The sequence below is a fragment of the Synechococcus sp. W55.2 genome (assembly GCF_047461635.1).
Classification (GTDB): domain Bacteria; phylum Cyanobacteriota; class Cyanobacteriia; order Thermostichales; family Thermostichaceae; genus Thermostichus.
This window is the reverse complement of sequence record NZ_JANSHM010000058.1, coordinates 1-17,938: the sequence shown is the minus strand read 5'-3', so window position 1 is coordinate 17,938 and position 17,938 is coordinate 1. Positions and strand designations below refer to the sequence as shown.

11 protein-coding genes are annotated in these 17,938 nt (G+C 61.3%); 5 read left to right on the top strand and 6 right to left on the bottom strand.

Translation table 11 applies throughout. The features are described from left to right. Positions 1–18: 18 nt before the first annotated feature. The 6 genes from NW828_RS10995 to NW828_RS10970 form a co-directional block, all read right to left on the bottom strand. The gene (locus NW828_RS10995; protein ID WP_414383865.1) at positions 19–1,878 is read right to left on the bottom strand and encodes a chloride channel protein; all 1,860 of its coding nucleotides are present in this window, start codon (positions 1,876–1,878) and stop codon (positions 19–21) included. 7 nt (positions 1,879–1,885) lie between these two features. Further along, positions 1,886–2,674, bottom strand: coding sequence for a type I methionyl aminopeptidase (gene map / locus NW828_RS10990; protein ID WP_414342345.1), 789 nt, complete (start codon positions 2,672–2,674; stop codon positions 1,886–1,888). Positions 2,675–2,869: 195 nt separating this feature from the next. After that, entirely contained in the window at positions 2,870–3,457 is a 588-nt protein-coding gene (locus tag NW828_RS10985) for a DUF2062 domain-containing protein (RefSeq protein WP_414383862.1), read from the bottom strand. Positions 3,458–3,609: 152 nt separating this feature from the next. Further along, the gene (locus NW828_RS10980; RefSeq protein WP_414383859.1) at positions 3,610–3,759 is read right to left on the bottom strand and encodes a hypothetical protein; all 150 of its coding nucleotides are present in this window, start codon (positions 3,757–3,759) and stop codon (positions 3,610–3,612) included. A gap of 285 nt (positions 3,760–4,044) precedes the next feature. Beyond that, positions 4,045–5,106: a DUF1611 domain-containing protein gene (locus tag NW828_RS10975; RefSeq protein ID WP_414383856.1), complete on the bottom strand. Its 1,062-nt coding sequence runs from the start codon at positions 5,104–5,106 to the stop codon at positions 4,045–4,047. Beyond that, positions 5,106–6,158 carry a dipeptide epimerase gene (locus NW828_RS10970; RefSeq protein ID WP_414383853.1) on the bottom strand — a complete coding sequence of 351 codons (1,053 nt, stop codon included), beginning with the start codon at positions 6,156–6,158 and terminating at the stop codon, positions 5,106–5,108. The genes NW828_RS10975 and NW828_RS10970 overlap by 1 nt, the downstream gene beginning before the upstream one ends. A 178-nt stretch (positions 6,159–6,336) precedes the next feature. Here NW828_RS10970 and NW828_RS10965 point away from each other — a divergent pair, with 178 nt between their 5' ends. The 5 genes from NW828_RS10965 to NW828_RS10945 all read left to right on the top strand — a co-directional run bounded on the left by NW828_RS10965 (position 6,337) and on the right by NW828_RS10945 (position 17,816). Beyond that, positions 6,337–7,974 (top strand): acetolactate synthase large subunit, encoded by a 1,638-nt coding sequence (locus NW828_RS10965; protein ID WP_414383868.1) that lies wholly within the window; start codon positions 6,337–6,339, stop codon positions 7,972–7,974. A 156-nt stretch (positions 7,975–8,130) separates the two neighbouring features. Further along, positions 8,131–10,194: a GspE/PulE family protein gene (locus NW828_RS10960; protein ID WP_414383850.1), complete on the top strand. Its 2,064-nt coding sequence runs from the start codon at positions 8,131–8,133 to the stop codon at positions 10,192–10,194. Between the two features lie 131 nt (positions 10,195–10,325). Further along, positions 10,326–11,468: a type IV pilus twitching motility protein PilT gene (locus NW828_RS10955; protein ID WP_414383847.1), complete on the top strand. Its 1,143-nt coding sequence runs from the start codon at positions 10,326–10,328 to the stop codon at positions 11,466–11,468. Positions 11,469–11,665: 197 nt separating this feature from the next. Continuing rightward, positions 11,666–12,892: a type II secretion system F family protein gene (locus NW828_RS10950; protein ID WP_414383844.1), complete on the top strand. Its 1,227-nt coding sequence runs from the start codon at positions 11,666–11,668 to the stop codon at positions 12,890–12,892. A gap of 112 nt (positions 12,893–13,004) precedes the next feature. Beyond that, positions 13,005–17,816, top strand: a complete 4,812-nt coding sequence (locus tag NW828_RS10945) for an alpha-2-macroglobulin family protein (protein ID WP_414383841.1) — start codon at positions 13,005–13,007, stop codon at positions 17,814–17,816. Positions 17,817–17,938 lie beyond the last annotated feature (122 nt).

Below are 17,938 nucleotides of genomic sequence, written 5' to 3'. Positions count from 1 at the left end.
TAATCCGTACTGAACATATTATACATTATTTTCAGTATAGTTGAGCTTATTATTGACTAGAGTCATGCTCTCTGCTGGGTGAACTTCCGGCTCCAGGGCTTGCCGCACCGACTGAATCTCTTGGGAGAGTAGCACCCGCTCTCGATCCAACAGGCCGACGATCTGCTCCGGGTCTTCCCGCGAGACCACTGGCAATTGGCGCAAATCGTATTCGTACATCGGCTCAGCTGCCACCGCTACCGCCTCATCGGGGAAGGTGGTGAGAACCGGAGATTGGCTGACCTCCTGTACGGTTAGCTCCGCCAACTCCGCCGCCTCCTTATGGGCCAAGGCCCGCTCCAGATCTTCCAGGGTGAGAATGCCCCGCAGCCGCTCTTGTCCGTCCACCACCAACGCGCTATGGCACTTTTGCTGCAGCAAACTCTCCAGAGCTTCTCGCAGCGGTGTGTCTTGCCGAAGCAAAAGAGATGGGGGCACCATCACCTCTTGCACCGTCAGCTCTCTAGGCTCCTGCCCAAGGACTCCGTCAAGCGTTGCGTGGCGATAGCGACGGGCGGAAGGGTAGATGGCCGGCGAATGCAACTGCTCCGTCAGCCAGATGCTCAAACCCACTGCCGCCATCACCGGCAGCGCAATGTGATAGTCCCGCGTCATCTCAAACAGCAGCAAGATGGCCGTTAGCGGAGCCCGCACGCTGGCCGCCAACACCGCCGCCATGCCCACCATGGCGTAGGCAGCAGGGGGAGACAAGGCAATCAAGGGCAAAGCTTGAGATAGCACCTGACCGTAGCCTGCCCCCAGCACTGCCCCCATGAACAAAGCCGGGGCAAAGGTTCCCCCCACAAAGCCGCTGCCCAGGCTCAAAGCGCTCAGCAACAGCTTGCCCAATAGGAGCAGGCCCAGATGGCCAAGAGAAAAGGGAACGGCCTGCAGAATCGACTCAATGGTTTCATAGCCCACCCCCAACGCCAATGGGATCCCCAAACCTGCGCAGCCCAGGATCCCGCCCCCCAAAATGGGCTTGCTCCAAGCTGGCCAGGCCGCCAGGGGGCCACTGTTGAACAGGTGCTTGCCCCACTCCAGGGTGTAGCTGAAGGCCATAGAAACCAGGCTGGCCAAAAAGCCCAAGCCGAGATACAGAGGCACCTCCAGCAAGCTGTGGAGCTCGTAGTCCGGCAAGACAAAAGCCGGCTGGGTGATGGTGGGCAAAAGAAAAGCGGGTTGTGCCCCCAACCCCACCTGGGCGATCAAGGCGGAGACCACCGCCGCCAACACCACCACACTGACAGCAGAAGTGGTGAAGGTGCGGGCCAAAGCCAGCTCCAGCGCCAAAAACACCCCGGCAATGGGCGCGTTAAACCCTGCCGCCAGGCCAGCCGCTGCTCCGGCAGCCATCAACAGTTGCACCCGCTCCCGCGAGAGGCGTAGGTTTTGCCCCAGCAGGGATCCCAGCAAAGCGCCACTTTCCACACTGGGGGCCTCAGGGCCAAGGGAAGCTCCCGCGCCCAACGAGATGGCAGCCGCCAAGAGCTTGAGCGGGATCCACCAGGGCTGAAGTGCCAAAGGACGAGCAGGACTCACCAAGCCGGAGAGGCTCAAGTTGGGAAAGGGCACAACTGCCCCCAAAGCGCCGATCAGCAGGCCCCCCAGCACCGGCGCCAGAGCCAGCGGCCAGGATCCCAGCAGCCACAGGCCATAGTGTTCTGCAGCCCTGCCGATGCCATCCACGAGGGTGTCCTGCAGCAGATAGCGCCACCAGCCAATCAAGTAGCGAAATCCAACCACCGATAGCCCCGTGCCCAACCCCACTGCCGCCGCCAGCAGCAGCAGCAGGTTCTCGGAGGAGAGGCGCAGGCGGAGAGCGGGGGCGCTGTTCATGATCGGCTCAGGGGCTTTGGGAAGGCAGGGTCAAGATCTCTACACCGGTTTCGGTAACGGCGACCGTATGTTCAAATTGGGCCGAGAGCTTGCCATCCAAAGTGACCGCCGTCCACCCGTCGGAGAGCACCTTCACCTCCCAGGTGCCCTCGTTGATCATCGGCTCGATGGTGAACACCATGCCGGGGCGGAGTTTCTCCCCTTTTCCCCGTTCGCCGTAGTGGGGGATCTGGGGGGCCGTGTGGAATTGCCGTCCCACCCCATGCCCGACAAAATCGCGCACCACGCTGTAGCCCTGGGCCTCGGCATATTCTTGGATGGCAGCGCCAATGTCGCCGACTCTCCCCCCCGGCTTGACGGCAGCAATGCCCCGCCGCAGACATTCTTCGGTCACCTCCACCAAGCGCCGCGCCCGCTCAGAAGGCTGTCCGACAAAGAAGGTTTTGGAGGTATCGCCATGGTAGCCATCCAAAACCGGGGTGACATCGATGTTGATGATGTCGCCTTCTCGCAGGATCTGCTTGGGGCTGGGAATGCCGTGGCAGACCACGTGGTTGACGCTGGTGCAGATGGACTTGGGAAAGCCATGGTAGCCCAAAGGGGCACTTTTGGCCCCATGCGCCCGCGTCCATCGCTCGGCCTCGTCGTTAAGCTCTTGGGTGGTGACCCCTGGTCGCACCATCGGCTCCAAGTGCTTGAGCAGATCTGCCGCCAGGCGACAAGCCCGCCGCATTTTCTCCAGTTCCCGCGAAGAGAGCAACACAATGGGCTGAGGGGCTTGCGTGAGCTGGTTCATACCCGTCTGCAAAGCGGATCCCAACTGCTCCCCCCATCGCTGGGAGCGACGGCTGAGGTCTGTCAACAACGCTCGCATGTCTTCCATCATGAGACCTTATCTGTGAAAAGCTCTGTGAAAACGGATGGATCTCTGCACCTGCAGACTGTCCAGGATTGGGTTCTCAGTTGGGATTCTGAATCGCCTTGCGCCCATTCACAGACCCCTGCCGGCCATTCTCTGCCGCCGACGAATCCGCTGCACCAACCACAGCCCCAGAAAATAGCTGACAAGGGATCCCCAAAAACCGACAAACGCACAGCCAACAAACAGCGTGCCCGACATCTCCAAGCCCCACTGCATCCAGTTTTGCCAGGTGGCCGCCACCAGCTCTGTGGTGGGAAGGACAGTTCGGGATCCCAGTAGCCATTCTCCCACCTGGTAGTTGAATGCATAGATGGGAACATAGGTGAAGGGGTTACTCACCCAGGTCCCTGCCGCCGCCGCCAGCTTGTTGCCCCGAAACGGAACAGCCAACACCAGAGCGGCCAACGTTTGAAAGCCGAAGATGGGGAAACAGCCGGCAAAAACCCCTACCGCCAAGCCACGGGCAATTTCTTTTGGCGACGATTGCAGCCGCAACAGGCGCAGATAAAGATAGCGCAGCCAACGCTTCCAGGAAGGATCCCGGCGGGCTAGGGTCGGCCCTGGTTGAGATCCAGAGTAGGATCTGGAATAAAGCTTAAGGGATCCCGGCGAAGGCCAGGAGAAAGAGGGCAGCCTCAACCAAAAGAGGGGGCTCATGGTGGCAAGGGGGCAACTGAGAGAAGGTGTTAAGTCCTGTAAATCCAGTGTATCTTTCCTGCCGTCGGCGACAAAGGGCTATCGGCAAATCTGGGCCGGCAGCACCTGGGTGATGCTGAGGGATCAGTTTGCTCAGTTTACAAAGTAAGCAGTTAGCTGAGCTTGTCCACCAAGGCCAGCAGAAAGTTAAGACTCAAGTAGGAAGCCAACACCAGCAAAAACAGGAACAGGGCAATGCTCAGCCCGGATCGCAGGGATCCCGATTTCATTTTGGGATCAGGCTTTTCGGGGGGAGTTGTCATCTGGAGTTCTGGGGAAGACTGTGAATCTAGGATCCCATCTTGGCTGTGCAGGTGTACCCATCGGCTTACTTTCCGAAGATTGAAGGCCTCTTCTCTGAACACGGAGCAAGCCCAGTTCCTGGCCCCCGGCCAATGGGAGCGACTTGGATCGAGAATACCTGGCTGAGGAGATCGCATCTCAGAGAAGACAACGGCACCGGGAACCATCTGAATCGCTCACCTGTTGAAGATGATGAGTTTTTCCCAGATGGACAATGGGAGTGGATCCGCTGTCTGCAAACTGAGTTATCCTGCCGCCAGAATTGCCTCCAACAAGGGATCCGCCCCAAAGCGCACCACATCTGTACAGGGCCGTCCGGTCTCGGCTTCCACCCGGCGGATCTGCTCCAGGGCCGCTTCTTCCTCCCAGCCGAAGGTATTGAGGGCAATCCCCACCACGGGCGCGGGGGCAAAAGCCCCGGCAGCTGCCGCCACCTGTTCATACAGCTCAATCACCTTGGGTAAGGGCGGGATGGGCACGTAGTCTATCCCCTTGATGTGGGTCTGGCCGGCGCGGTGTACCAGGATAAGGTGGGTGGGCTGGGATCCGCGCAACAGGGGCAAGGTGGCCGTAGAGGCGGGGTTGAGCAGGGATCCCTGACCTTCCAGATGCAGAATGTCGTGGTCAGAGCCATAGCGTAAGATCAGTTGCTCCACCGCCCCACTGGCATAGTCCACTCGCACCGCATCCAAAGGGATCCCCTCGCCGCCGATCAGGATCCCGGTTTGCCCGGTGGCCAAAAAGCGGGAGCGCAGGCCCCGTCTCAGGCTGGCCCGGTGCAGCTCCAAGCTGGTGGACATTTTGCCCACGCTCATGTCGGTGCCCACCGTCAACACCCGTTTACAGGGCAAGGTGCGGGCCAGGGCTTTCCCCACCGACAGGTTGGGGGGCTCGCGGCGAATATCCCAGATCCAGGCCCCCGGCTGCAACCACTGCCGAAACTGGGGATCCTCGGCCAAAGGCGTGTGCAGCCCATTCACCAGAGATAGGCCAGCTCGCAGGGCCAGGCCCAACTCCTCCCGCCAGGCTGGCGGCAACTGCCCCCCTGAAGGGGCAATCCCAATCACCAGAACTTCAGGCCGGTGGGCCAGCGCCTCCTCCACCGAGGCCACGATGGGGATGTCTTTGGCTATTCCGGTCAGATGGGCCAGGGATCCCCCCGCCTGCTCCCGGTCGATCACCGCCACCACCGGGAAGGAGCCGTAGCGCAGCAGCCCCAGCCCCGTTTTCCCATGCTCCCCCAGCAACCCCCCGTGGAGCAGGATGGCCACGCGACTTTCGCTGGACAGGGATTCCGGCCTTCCCATCATTCCTCCCTCAGCTCTACCCCCAAACCCGGTCGGTCGGTGGGGAGCAGGCAGCCGTCCTGCAGGATGGCCCCGGCAAAGGGATCGTCGGTGAGGTTGAGGTGGCTATCCAAGTCCAGGTAATCCACCAGGGGAGCCAAGTGGGCCGCCGCCGTATTCCCCAGAGCTGTGTTGCTGTAGCAGCCCAACATCACCTGTAGGCCGTGGGCTTTGGCGGTGTGGATCATGCGCCAAGCTTCGCTGAGGCCCCCGCACTTCATCAGCTTAATGTTGATCCCGTGGACGCGATCCACCAGAGGGGGGATATCGCGGCTGTCCATACAGCTCTCATCCACAAAAATGGGCAGCTTCGACTCGTGCCAGAGGGTGATCAGCTTTGCTTCCTGCCCCCTCTCCAAAGGCTGCTCCAGGTAGCTCACCCCTTGCCCCGCCAGCCAGTTGCTCATGCTCAGGGTTTGTTCCACCGTCCAAGCGCCGTTGGCATCCACTGTAATCAGGGATCCCAGCGGGATCACCTCTTGTACAGCAATCAGCATGTTCTGATCCGCCATCAGCCCCGAGTCGCTGCCCAGCTTGATCTTAAAGGCCCGCGCTTGGGTCTGTTCCATCCAGGCCAAGGCGCGCTGGCGGGCCGCCTGCGGGGTGGAGATGCCGATCGTCATCGTCGTGGGCGGAATGCGGGAGCGATCCAGCCCCCACAACTGCCACAGGGGCCTCCCCAGCCGTTTGCCCATCCAATCGTGCAGGGCCATATCCACCGCTGCCCGCGCTGCCGAAGGGATCCCGGCCTGCAGCAGTTCCGCCTCAATTGGCTGTCGCTCCCAGGGGGAGTGGCGGCGCAGGATCCCTTTGGCCACGTCCAAGCCCATCAGGATGTCGTCCAGAGACTGGTGGTAGTCGTCGCTCACCGAAAAGGGGCAGGCCTCCCCCCACCCTTCAATTCCCTCCTCCTCAATCCGCACCCAAGCCAGGGTTGTCTCGCTGTGGGTACCCCGGCTGATGGTCAAGGCGTAGCGCTTGTGAACGGTGAAGGGTTCGACGTAGAGCCGCATGGGCATCTCCAGAAGAGGAAGCTTGGAGGGGCAATTGGGCCTGGGCCGCCCCTTTGAGCTTAGCTTGGTTCCCAGCCCAGCCTGCCCCCGTCCCCAAGCCCAGAAAACAAGTTATCCCTTGCCCCGTCCGCCGTCTATGGTGGGATCCAGATCCACCGTTCTCCATACCCTTGCCACCATGAATACCGCCGAACTGCTGGTTCGCTGCCTGGAAAATGAGGGGGTGCAGTACATCTTCGGCGTTCCCGGCGAAGAAAACCTGGAAGTCCTGCAAGCCCTGCGCCGCTCCTCAATTCGCTTTATCACCACCCGCCACGAACAGGGGGCCGCCTTCATGGCCGATGTCTATGGCCGGCTGACGGGCAGAGCGGGGGTGTGTCTCTCCACCTTGGGGCCGGGCGCCACCAACCTGATGACCGGAGTTGCCGATGCCAACCTGGATGGAGCACCCCTAGTGGCCATCACCGGCCAAGTCGGCACCGACCGCATGCACATCGAATCCCATCAATACCTGGATTTGGTGGCCATGTTTGCCCCCGTCACCAAGTGGAATGCCCAGATCGTGCGCCCCAGCATCACCCCGGAGATCGTGCGCAAGGCTTTCAAATTGGCCCAAACCGAGAAGCCCGGGGCCGTCCACATCGACTTGCCGGAAAACATCGCCGCCATGGAAGCCAGCGGCACTCCCTTGAGGAGAGATCGCCTGGACAAAACCTACGCCTCCTATCAAAGCCTGAACGAAGCGGCGTCCCTGATCTCCCGCGCCCGCAACCCCTTGATTTTGGCCGGCAATGGGGCCATTCGCGCCCAAGCCAGCAGCGCCCTCACCGAATTTGCCACCCGCCTGAATATTCCCGTCGCCAATACCTTCATGGGCAAAGGGGTGATCCCCTACACCCATCCCCTGTCCCTGTGGGCCGTTGGCCTGCAACAGCGGGATCTGGTCAGTTGTGGTTTCGACCGAACCGATCTGTTGATCGCCGTCGGCTACGACCTCATCGAGTACTCTCCCAAGAAATGGAACCCCGACGGCACCATCCCCATCGTTCACATCGCTGCCCTGCCCGCAGAAATCGACAGCAGCTACATCCCGCAAGTGGAGGTGGTGGGAGACATTTCCGACTCCCTGATGGAGATCCTGCGCCGCTGCGATCGCACGGGCAAGCCGGATCCCTATGGCATCAGCCTGCGGCAGAACATCGTCCGCGAGTACACCTGCTATGCCCAAGATCAGAGCTACCCGATCAAGCCCCAAAAGCTGATCTACGACCTGCGCCAAGTCCTGCAACCGGAAGACATCGTCATCTCCGATGTCGGCGCCCACAAGATGTGGATGGCCCGCCTCTACCACTGTGACAAACCCAACACCTGTCTCATCTCCAACGGCTTTGCCGCCATGGGCATCGCCATTCCGGGGGCCTTGGCCGCCAAATTGGTGCATCCCGACCGGCGCATCGTGGCCGTAACCGGAGATGGAGGGTTCATGATGAACTGCCAAGAGCTGGAAACTGCCCTCAGGGTGGGCACTCCCTTTGTAACTCTCATCTTCAACGATGGCGGCTATGGGCTGATCGAGTGGAAGCAACACAATCAATACAACGAGGCTGCTTTCGTCAAGTTCGGCAATCCAGACTTCGTCAAGCTGGCGGAGAGCATGGGCCTCAAGGGCTACCGCGTCGAAAAGGCTGCCGACCTGATCCCCATCCTGAAGCAGGCCCTCGAGCAGCCGGTGCCCACCCTCATCGACTGCCCTGTCGATTACGGCGAAAATCTTTACTTGACCCAGCGGTCGCAAGCGCTGGTCTGCGAGACTTAGGGGGTGAGGTGGATAGGAATGCGAGATTTGAGCCGAGTTGGGGCATAGTAAGCCCAGGGTTGGCGGCCTCTGGGAAGTCCAGACTTATGTATCTTTACCGTTGACCCTTAGCAGCCAAGTGCAGTGAAATAGAGGCATTGTGGGTGACCCGCCAGCATGAGCGATCTTCCTTCCCCTCCCTTTACCTCGCGCCGCGCCGGCGCTGCCAGCAAAGCTCTGGCCATCGCCAACGTCAGCATTACCCCCTTTGGCCGCAAGTTAAAGGAGCTGGGCTTTGCCGACGATAAGCAGATCCAGGACATCCAAAACGCCCTCAAAGCGGATCGAGAGGGCAACAGCAAGGCCCTGGCTCTGGTGGTCAAGGATATCGTGGGCAAAGAGATCACCCCTGACCTGGAGCGGGCTTACAAACGGCAGCAGCTCTTTGAACTGAAAATCATCTACGGGATCCCCTCCCTGGATGTCGACCTGGAGCCGGTGGAGATCTCCGAGATGATTGGGCTGATCGACTCGATCTTGCCCCTCGACATCTGCAACCGCTACAAGTTCTTGCCCATTCGCCGTCGAGACAATCAGGTGACGGTGGCGATGGTCAAGCCAGACAACCTGCAGGCACTGGACGACATTCAACGGCGCTTCCGCATCCAGGGGCTGAAGCTGCAGCGGCGGGTCTTCACCCAGCGGGATTTCGAGACCCTGATCAACCGCTACATGGATGCGCAGGCGGAGCTGCTGGCCATCAAGGGGATCAACGACGCGGCTGCTGCCCAACAGGAAGAAGAGGTGGTGGTCAACATTGCCGAAATCAATCTGGATGCTATTGAGGATGTGGCTGCCGATGAGGCCAGCGAGGGATCCCTGGAGCAGCAGGTCAAATCGGCAGATGATGCCCCGATTATTAAACTGTCCAACCAGATCCTGGTCAAGGCCCTGCAGGATGGGGCGTCCGACATCCACATCGAGCCACAAGAAGAATACCTGCGCATCCGCTTCCGCAAAGATGGGGTGTTGCGGCAGGCTTTTGAAAACTTTCCCAAGAAGATCGTCCCTGCCCTCACCGCTCGCTTCAAAATCATGTCCAATTTGAACATTGCCGAGCGGCGCATGCCCCAGGATGGGCGGATTCGGCGGGTCTTCAAGGGGCGCAAGGTGGACTTCCGGGTCAGCACCCTGCCCTCCCGCTATGGGGAGAAGATCGTGCTGCGGATCCTGGACAACTCCGCCACCCAACTGGGGCTGGACAAGCTGATCACCGACCCAGAGACCTTGGAAAGCTTCAAGGAGATTGTCAGGCGACCCTTTGGCCTAATCCTGGTAACTGGGCCAACGGGATCCGGGAAAACCACCACCCTCTACTCGGCCCTGGCGGAGGTGAACGACCCGGGCATCAACATCAGCACCGCCGAGGATCCCATTGAATACTCGCTGCCGGGGATCACCCAAGTGCAGGTGATCCGAGAAAAGGGCATGGACTTTGCCATGATCCTGCGGGCCTTCTTGCGGCAAGACCCGGATGTCATCCTGGTGGGGGAAACCCGCGACCACGAGACGGCTAAAACCGCCATCGAAGCCTCCCTCACGGGCCACTTGGTGTTGACCACGCTGCACACCAACGATGCCCCTGGCGCCATTGCCCGTCTGACGGAGATGGGGATCGAGCCATTTATGATCTCCAGCTCGTTGCTGGGGGTGTTGGCCCAGCGCTTGATGCGCCGGGTGTGTACCGAATGTCGGATCCCCTACCACCCCACGCCGGAGGAGCTGGCCCGCTATGGCCTTACCCTCAGTGGCGATGGCGAGCAGCTCACCTTCTACAAAGCCAACAAGCTCTCCCCCAAAGAAGTGGAGCAGCGCAAGGCCACCGGCAAGCCCATCTGCGAGAAGTGTGGGGGCGTGGGCTACAAAGGTCGGGTAGGGGTGTACGAGTTCATGCGCATGAACGACCGCCTTGCGGACTTGATCAACAAAGAGGCCCCCACGGAGGTGATCAAAGAAGCGGCGGTGGAAAGTGGCATGAAAACCCTGCTGGCCTACAGTTTGATGCTGGTGAAGCAGGGCCTCACCACGCTGGAGGAGGTGGATCGGGTGACCCTCACCGACAAGGGTCTGGAAAGCGAGCTGAAGGCCCGTGCCAAGGCTCTCAGCACCTGCCGCAACTGTGGCGCGGCCTTGCATGTGGACTGGATGGACTGCCCCTATTGCCTGACCCCGAAGTTTTAGGAAGTCGGCTTGGCACTTGACGATGTTGGGGTGCCGACTATAACAGTCCTATACAGTTGCCTTTCTCACATGGCTTTGGCCGGCGGCTCTTTTGATAGACAGTTCTACTCGCCTTTGGAGAACCCAACCCTATGCCCCAACTGATGATCGAAGACCTCATGGAAGCAATCGTCCAAAAGGGCGGTTCCGACATTCATATCTCGGCGGGTTTGCCCCCCTACTTCCGCATCAATGGTCACCTTGAGCCGACAGAGCATGAGCCTCTCTCGGCAGAGGAGGTGCAGCGGTTGATCTTCAGCATGCTGAACAACAACCAGCGCAAGCAGCTGGAGCAAAACTGGGAACTGGACTGCTCCTATGGGGTGCGGGGGATCGGGCGCTTCCGCGTGAACGTCTACCGCGATCGCGGCACCTATGCTTGCGCCATGCGGGCCCTGGCTTCTGAGATCCCCAACATCGACAAGCTGGGCCTGCCGGATGTGTGTAAGGAAGCAGCTCGCCTGCCGCGGGGCTTGGTGCTGGTAACCGGCCCAACGGGATCTGGCAAATCGACTACGCTGGCTTCCATGATCGACATGATCAACCGCGAACGGGCCGAGCACATCCTCACCATCGAGGATCCCATTGAGTATATCTACACCCCCATTCGCAGCATCATCCACCAGCGGCAACTGGGGGAAGACACCAAGAGTTTTGCCAATGCCCTGCGGGCAGCGATGCGGGAGGATCCGGATGTGATCCTGATCGGGGAGATGCGGGATCTGGAGACCATCCAGTTGGCCATTACCGCCGCCGAGACGGGCCACCTCTGCTTTGCCACGGTACACACCAGTTCTGCCGCCCAGACGGTGGATCGCTTGGTGGATGTGTTTCCGCCCGAGCAGCAGCAGCAGATTCGCGTGCAGCTCTCCAACTCCCTCAAGGCCGTCTTCTCCCAAACTCTGGCCCGCCGCCTCAATCCCAAGCCAGGAGAGCCTGGACGGGTGCTGGTGCAGGAAATCATGGTGGTGACGCCGGCCATTGCCAACCTGATTCGGGAGGGCAAAACTGCCCAGATCTACTCGGCTATCCAGACGGGGGGCAAGCAGGGCATGAAAACGCTGGAGCAAGATCTGGCTAACCTTTACCTACAGGGCAAGATCGACTTCGATACGGCCATGTCTAAGACCTCTCGCCCCGAGGAGTTGCAACGGCTTTTGGGCAACGTTACCGGGCCCTCGCCAGCCGCGGCTGCCCAGCAACAGCGGCCACCAGCAGTTGCCGCCCGTCGCTAAACCTCGTTGCCACCAGGCAGTGCTGGGATCCCAGGGTGAGGGTTCATTGCCGATCTCTAGCCGCTGACTTGATTTGTGGCTAAGCTCTAGCTGAGAGATTGTTGATCTGCCCAAGGTTTGGGCTGACTTCTCTTTTGCACCTGCGAAACATTTAAAGCCATTTCGTTATTTAGAGCGATCTAGCCGGGGGTACAGCCATGCCGCGCTACAAGGTTCGGGGGTTAAAGGCCGGTCAGCCGGTACGCCTGACGGTGGTGGCCAACAGCTTGACCGAAGTTCGTGCACGGCTGCGCCGAGACGGGATTTTTGCCAAACAGGAAGACATTCAGGAGGAGAAACCCTTCTTTTCCTTGGATACGTCTTTCGATTTCTCAATGCTGGGATCCATCGACATTCGCGACAAGGCAGTGTTCTCCCGGCAATTTGCTGCCTTGATCAACGCTGGCGTGTCGATGGTGCGCTCTCTCACCATCATGGAGGAGCAAACCGGCAACCCCAAACTCAAAAAGTACCTGCGGGCTATCCGAGCGGAGGTGGAGGCGGGGAAAAACCTCTCCGACTCCATCCGCCCTTATCCCGACGCCTTCGACGGCCTCTACTGCAGCATGGTGCAGGCGGGGGAGGTGGGCGGCGTGCTGGACGAAGTGCTCAACCGCCTGGCCAAGCTGCTGGAGGACATGGATCGCCTGCAGAAGCAGATCAAGTCAGCCATGACCTACCCGGTGGTGGTGACGATCTTGGCTGTCTTGATTTTCTTGGGCATGGTGCTGTTCATCTTGCCCACGTTTGAGAGCATCTACAACGACTTGGGTGGGGAGCTGCCCGGCTTTACCCAGTTTTTCATCAACATCAGCAAGTTCCTGCGCACGCCCCAGTACAGCTTGGGGCTGGTGGGCTTTCTAGGGGCCGTCTATTTTGCTTTCCGGCGCTTTTACCGCACCCCTGCCGGCAAGGAGACCATCGACGCGCTGGCCCTCAAGCTCCCTCTCTTCGGGGATCTGATCCAGAAGTCGGCGGTGGCTCGCTTCTGCCGCACCTTTGGCGCTCTCACCCGCTCCGGGGTGCCGGTGCTGACTTCCTTGGAAATTGTGCGCGACACCTCCGGCAACCAGGTGGTGGCCAACGCCATTGACGCCGCCCGCCAATCCATCTCAGAGGGAGGGCAGATTGCCCCTGCTCTGGGCAAGGCCAAGGTCTTCCCAGTCATGGCCATTCAGATGATCAGCGTGGGGGAAGAGACAGGGGAGCTGGACGCGATGCTGATGAAGACGGCGGATTTCTACGAGCTGGAGGTGGAGGAGGCGGTACGCGCCCTCACCAGCCTGCTGGAGCCGTTGATGATCGTGATCCTGGGGGGTATGGTGGGCTGCATTATCGTGGCCATGTACCTGCCCATGTTCAACGTGTTCGAGTTGGTGAAGTAGCCGGAAGGGATCCTTCGAAGTTGGACGGTAAATTCTACACAGGTTCTGCTGCTGGCTCCTGATAGTTTGGGTCGAAAGAGGCAAAGTCAGAGCAACGGAGGAGAGGGATCCCATGCTGAGGCGATGGTTAGCGGCCCTGGTGGTGTTTTTGGGGGTAGGGCTGGCGGTTCTGCTTTCCGAACAGCCGACGGGATCCCTGGCGGGACGGGTGGAGCTGCCGGCAGAGGCTCCGCCTGGGGATGTGCAGGTCATTGCAGCCGGCCCGGTCACGCGCAGCGCCAGCTTGGCCTCAGATGGCGAATATCGCTTGGATCGATTGCCTGTTGGGGAATACCAGGTGACGGTGCAGGGATCCGGCCTGGAAAAGGTGGGCAGCCAGAGATCCGTTCTGGTGCGGGAGGGGGCAACGGTTCGGATCCCCACCTTGCGCCCTCAGCTTGTCCCCCCCGGTCTCTATCTCTACAGCACCAGCCAGGTGTTTACGACCGCAGAACCGGCGCGGCTGCAGTGGCGGGCCACCAGCCTGGGCTCGGTGCAGCTCAGCCTCTATCGCTTTTCCCTGACAGAGCTGCAGGGATCCCCTCTCTTGCGAGATTTGGCGGATGCCGGCTATGGATCCTTGGATCCGGCTCTGTATCCCACCCTGCGGCGGGAGCTTGTGCGCAGTTGGCAGCAGCCGGTACCGCGACGGCCAGGAGAGGGGTGGACAGCCCAAACCTTGGAGCTGGGGATCCTGCCGCCGGGGGCCTACTGGGTGGAGGCGGAGGGCCGGGAGCCGCTGAATGCGGCTGCACCCTTGCCCCGTTTCGACCATTGGTTTTTGGTGAGCGATCTCGGCCTCATCCAGAAGCAGGATGCCAGCCAGTTGGTGGTGCAGGCGGTGCATTTGCGGGAGCTGCGTCCCCTGTCGGGGATCCAGATCCAAGTTTTCGGGGAGTGGGGGGATCCCCTGACGGCCACCACCGATGCAGAGGGGCTGGCCCGCTTTGGCCTGCCGGCGAGAGAGGGTTCTTCCCTGGTGGTCTATGGCCGCAGTGCCGACAACACCCTGCAGGCTTTGTCCCGCAGCTACGCCTATGGCTGGAACCAACCCCACCGGATCTACGCCTACACGGATCGTCCCCTCTACCGTCCTGGCCAAACCGTCTATTTCCGCGCCCTGGTGCGAGAGCAAACCCGCCTCACGCCGCCCCCCCCAGGACAAGCAGTGCAACTGACCCTTACGGCCCCCAACGGGGATGTGTTGAGCGAACAAACCCTGGCCACCAATGCTTTTGGCAGTGTCCATGGGGAGTTTCAACTGCCAGAAGAAGCGTCCCTGGGCAGCTACGGCCTGGAGTGGCAGGTGTCAGGGCCGCAGGGATCCAGCCGCGAATACACCTCTTTTCAGGTGGAAGCCTACCGCAAGCCGGAGTTTGAGGTGGCGGTGGTGCCCGACCGACCTTGGCTGGTGCGGGGGGAATCCCTGAAGGTGCAGGTGGAGGCCGAGTATCTTTTCGGCGCGCCGGTGGCCGCTGCCCAGCTCCGCTACCGAGTTTACAGCAGCCCCGACTGGAGCCTGCGCTATGGGCTGTTGCCCCGTTCTGCTGCAGAAGAGTATTTTGCCGACGACCTGGGAGAGGAGCAGGGCTACTACGGCGGCTACGGCCAGTTGGTGGCGGAAGGGGAAGGGGTGACGGATGCCCAAGGGCGGGCGGAGTTTCGCCTGGATCGCCTGCTGCAGGATCTCAACTGGGAAGAAGACAGCTACTGGGGCCCCCAAGAGGTGCAGCAGTTGCGCATCGAGGTGGAGGTGACCGATATCAGCCGCCGGACGGTAACAGGATCGGCGCGGGCCTGGGTCACGGCTGGCGAATTTGCTCTGTTTGCGGAAGTGAACCGCCATCTGCCGGCTCCGGGGAATACCCTCACCTACCGGCTGCAAGCCCGCGATTACGATGGCCGCCCCGTCAGCGCCACCGGAGAGCTGAGCCTGGAGCGCTGGCGCTGGGATCCCAAGAGCAGCACCTACCAACGGCAAGATACCCTGCTGCGGCAACCTTTTCAGATTGTCAACGGGGAAGGCAGCCTCGACCTCCACCTGCCCGCCGACCTGGAGCCGGGAGACTACCGGGTGCGGTTGACGGCATGGGATCCCCGCCGTCAAAGTGCTCCGCACCGCTGGCGCGAACGGGTGCAGGAGGTGGACTATCTCTGGGTGGTGGAGCCGGGCAGCCCCCTACAAAGTTGGGGATCCCTGCCCAGCCTGGAGGTGGTGGCGGATCGGCAGATCTACCAGGTGGGGGAGGAGGCCCAGATCCTGATAGTCTCGCCGCTGCCGGATGTGGCGGTGCTGGTGGGCATTGAGGGATCCCGGCTGCACCAGGTGCAGGTGCTGCGTCTCCAGGGGCATACGGCCACGCTGCGGCTGCCCATCCGCGGCGACTATCGTCCCAATCTCTACGTCACTGCCACTGCCATCGGCCCAGAGCGGCGGCTGTACCAAAGCGAGGCCCTGCTGCGGGTCTCCCCCTTGGATCGCTTTTTGCAGGTGGAGCTGCAAACCGATAAACCCACCTATCGACCGGGCGAGACCGCCCAAATCCAAATCCGCACCCGCGACGCCCAAGGGCAGCCGGTGAGCGCCGAGGTGGGTCTGGGGATTGTGGACAATGCCCTCTACCTATTGCGACCCGACTTCACCCCGGATATTCGCCGCTTCTTCTACGGACGCCAGGGCAACCAAGTTACCACCACTACCTCTTTCCCTCAGCAATATCCCGGCGGTGCTGACAAGCTGGCCGGCCAAGTGCGGGAAGACTTTCGCGATACCGCCGCCTGGTTCCCGGATCTGGTCACCAATGCCGATGGCCTGGCTCAGGTACAGGTGCGTTGGCCCGACAACCTGACCACCTGGCGCTTGACCGCCCGCGCTGCCACTGCCGACACCCAGGTGGGATCCGCTCTTGCCACAGTCTCGGTTAGCAAAGACCTGTTGGTGCGCTTGGCCGCTCCCCGCTTTTTCCGGGTGGGGGATCAGCTCACCTTGGCGGCCATTGTGCAAAACCGCACGGGTCAAGCCCAAGCGGTGGAGGTGCGGCTGGAAGTTCCTGTTCCTGCCGGTGGGATCTTGAAATTGCAAGGCCCGGAACGACAACGCCTCACCGTGCCGGCCCAAGGAGCGGGGCGGGTGGAATGGCCTCTCCAGGTTCTGGGGGCCGGAGATACCTCTCTGCGGGTCTGGGTGCAAGGGGATGGGTTGCAGGATGCGTTGCAACTGCGGATCCCCAGCCAGCCCTTTGGGGCGGCGCATCGCTTCTCCCAAGTGGGCCAACTGGGAACCCCGTCTGGCTTGCGTGAAGGGGAGTCTGGCAGTCTGGAGTTGCCGCTGGATTGGCCCGCCACCTGGGTGCCGGGATCCCGGCAGCTACATCTGGAACTGGCTGCCAGCCCGGCAGCAGCCCTGCTGGGGCCGTTGGATTACCTGGTGGAGTTCCCCTACGGCTGCACCGAGCAGACCTTGAGCCGCTTCTTGCCCGCCCTAGCCGTCGCCCAAGTCAGCGAGCAGTTGGGCTTGAACCTGCGCTCGCAAACCCTGGAGCGGCTGCCTCGAGTGCTTCGATCCGGCTTGCAGCGACTGGAGGGATCCCAGAACTACGATGGGGGCTGGGGCTGGTGGGCCCATGACCGGAGCAACCCCTATCTGACCGGATACATCCTGCAGGGATATCATCTTGCCCAAGCCGCCGGCTATGCCCTCAAAGAGTGGCGGGTGCGGCAGGCTTTGGACTATCTGGCCGCTCAACTGGCCCAGCCCCAAGCCCTCTCCCCGGATCTGCAGGCTTTTGTCGCCTACAGCCTGGCCCTCTGGGATCCCGCTTTGGTAACTGCCGACCTGCCGCCGCCGGCCCAGCTTTCCACCTTTGGCCTGGCCTACCGAGGGCTGGCCGCCCTGCAACTGGGCCAAGGGAACACTGCCCAGGCGGATCTGGATCAGGCCCTGCAACGGCGGCAACAGGATCCCCAAGGGCGCTGGTTTATCCCAGCTGCCTCTTCCTTGGCAACCCACGAGCGCTCCACCTACGACGACATGGAGGTGGCCGGCCCGCTTTTGCAATTGGCCGTTCGCTTGCAGGATGACCGGGCTGCCCAGATTGCCGAGGCCCTTCTCCAGCAGCGGCAAAACAACCGCTGGCGCACCACCAAAGCCACCGCCGATGCTCTCCTCGGCCTATCTGCCTACTACCAGGCCCAGCAGCAGCAGCTTCCCAGCCCCGGCGAGGTGCGGGTGTTGGATGGGACAACCGGATCCCTTCTCGGTCGCTGGCAGGCCGGCGCTGGGGATCCCCGCTATGGGCTGGATTGGGCTGACGCAGAAGTGGGGAACCTGAGCAGCCTGCGCCTGGAAAAGTCCGGCCCCGGCCCCCTTTACTACAGCTTGAGGGGAGAAGCCTTCGTCCCCAACCCTCTGCCCTCTCAAGCCCAAGGCTTTGCGGTGAGCCGCAGCTACTTCCGCCTACAGCCCCAGCTCCAACCCAACGGGGAGATCCGCTACCGAGAGCAGCCGCTGCGCCCTGGCGACACAGTAAGGGCCGGAGAAATCCTCCTGGCCCGGTTGACGGTGGAAGCCGAGCGGGACAGCCACTACGTGGTGGTCGAGGATCCCCTGCCCAGCGGCGCCGAGATCACCTCCCAGGATCCGCGAGAGTTCACCGGCTTGGCCCCAGACTACTGGTGGGACTGGTTTTGGACCCGCCAAGAGAATCGGGATGACCGCGTGGCCTTTTTCAGCACCGAGCTCAAGCAGGGTCGCCATGAGTTTGTCTATCTCTTCCGTCCGGAGATCCCCGGCCAATTCCAGGTGGCTCCTGCTTTGGCAGAAGAAATGTACGACCCCAGCCGCTATGGCCGCAGCGCCGCTTACTCCCTCGAAGTTCTCCCTTGAATGCCTCGAACCTGCCCACTTGGCCAGAAACGAAGTGACCAGTCGCGTCAGCTAGAAATCGCAGGAGCCCCGCACTGTACCCGTAGGGTCAGTGTCGGGAGGAATGCGGAAGTTACGATAGA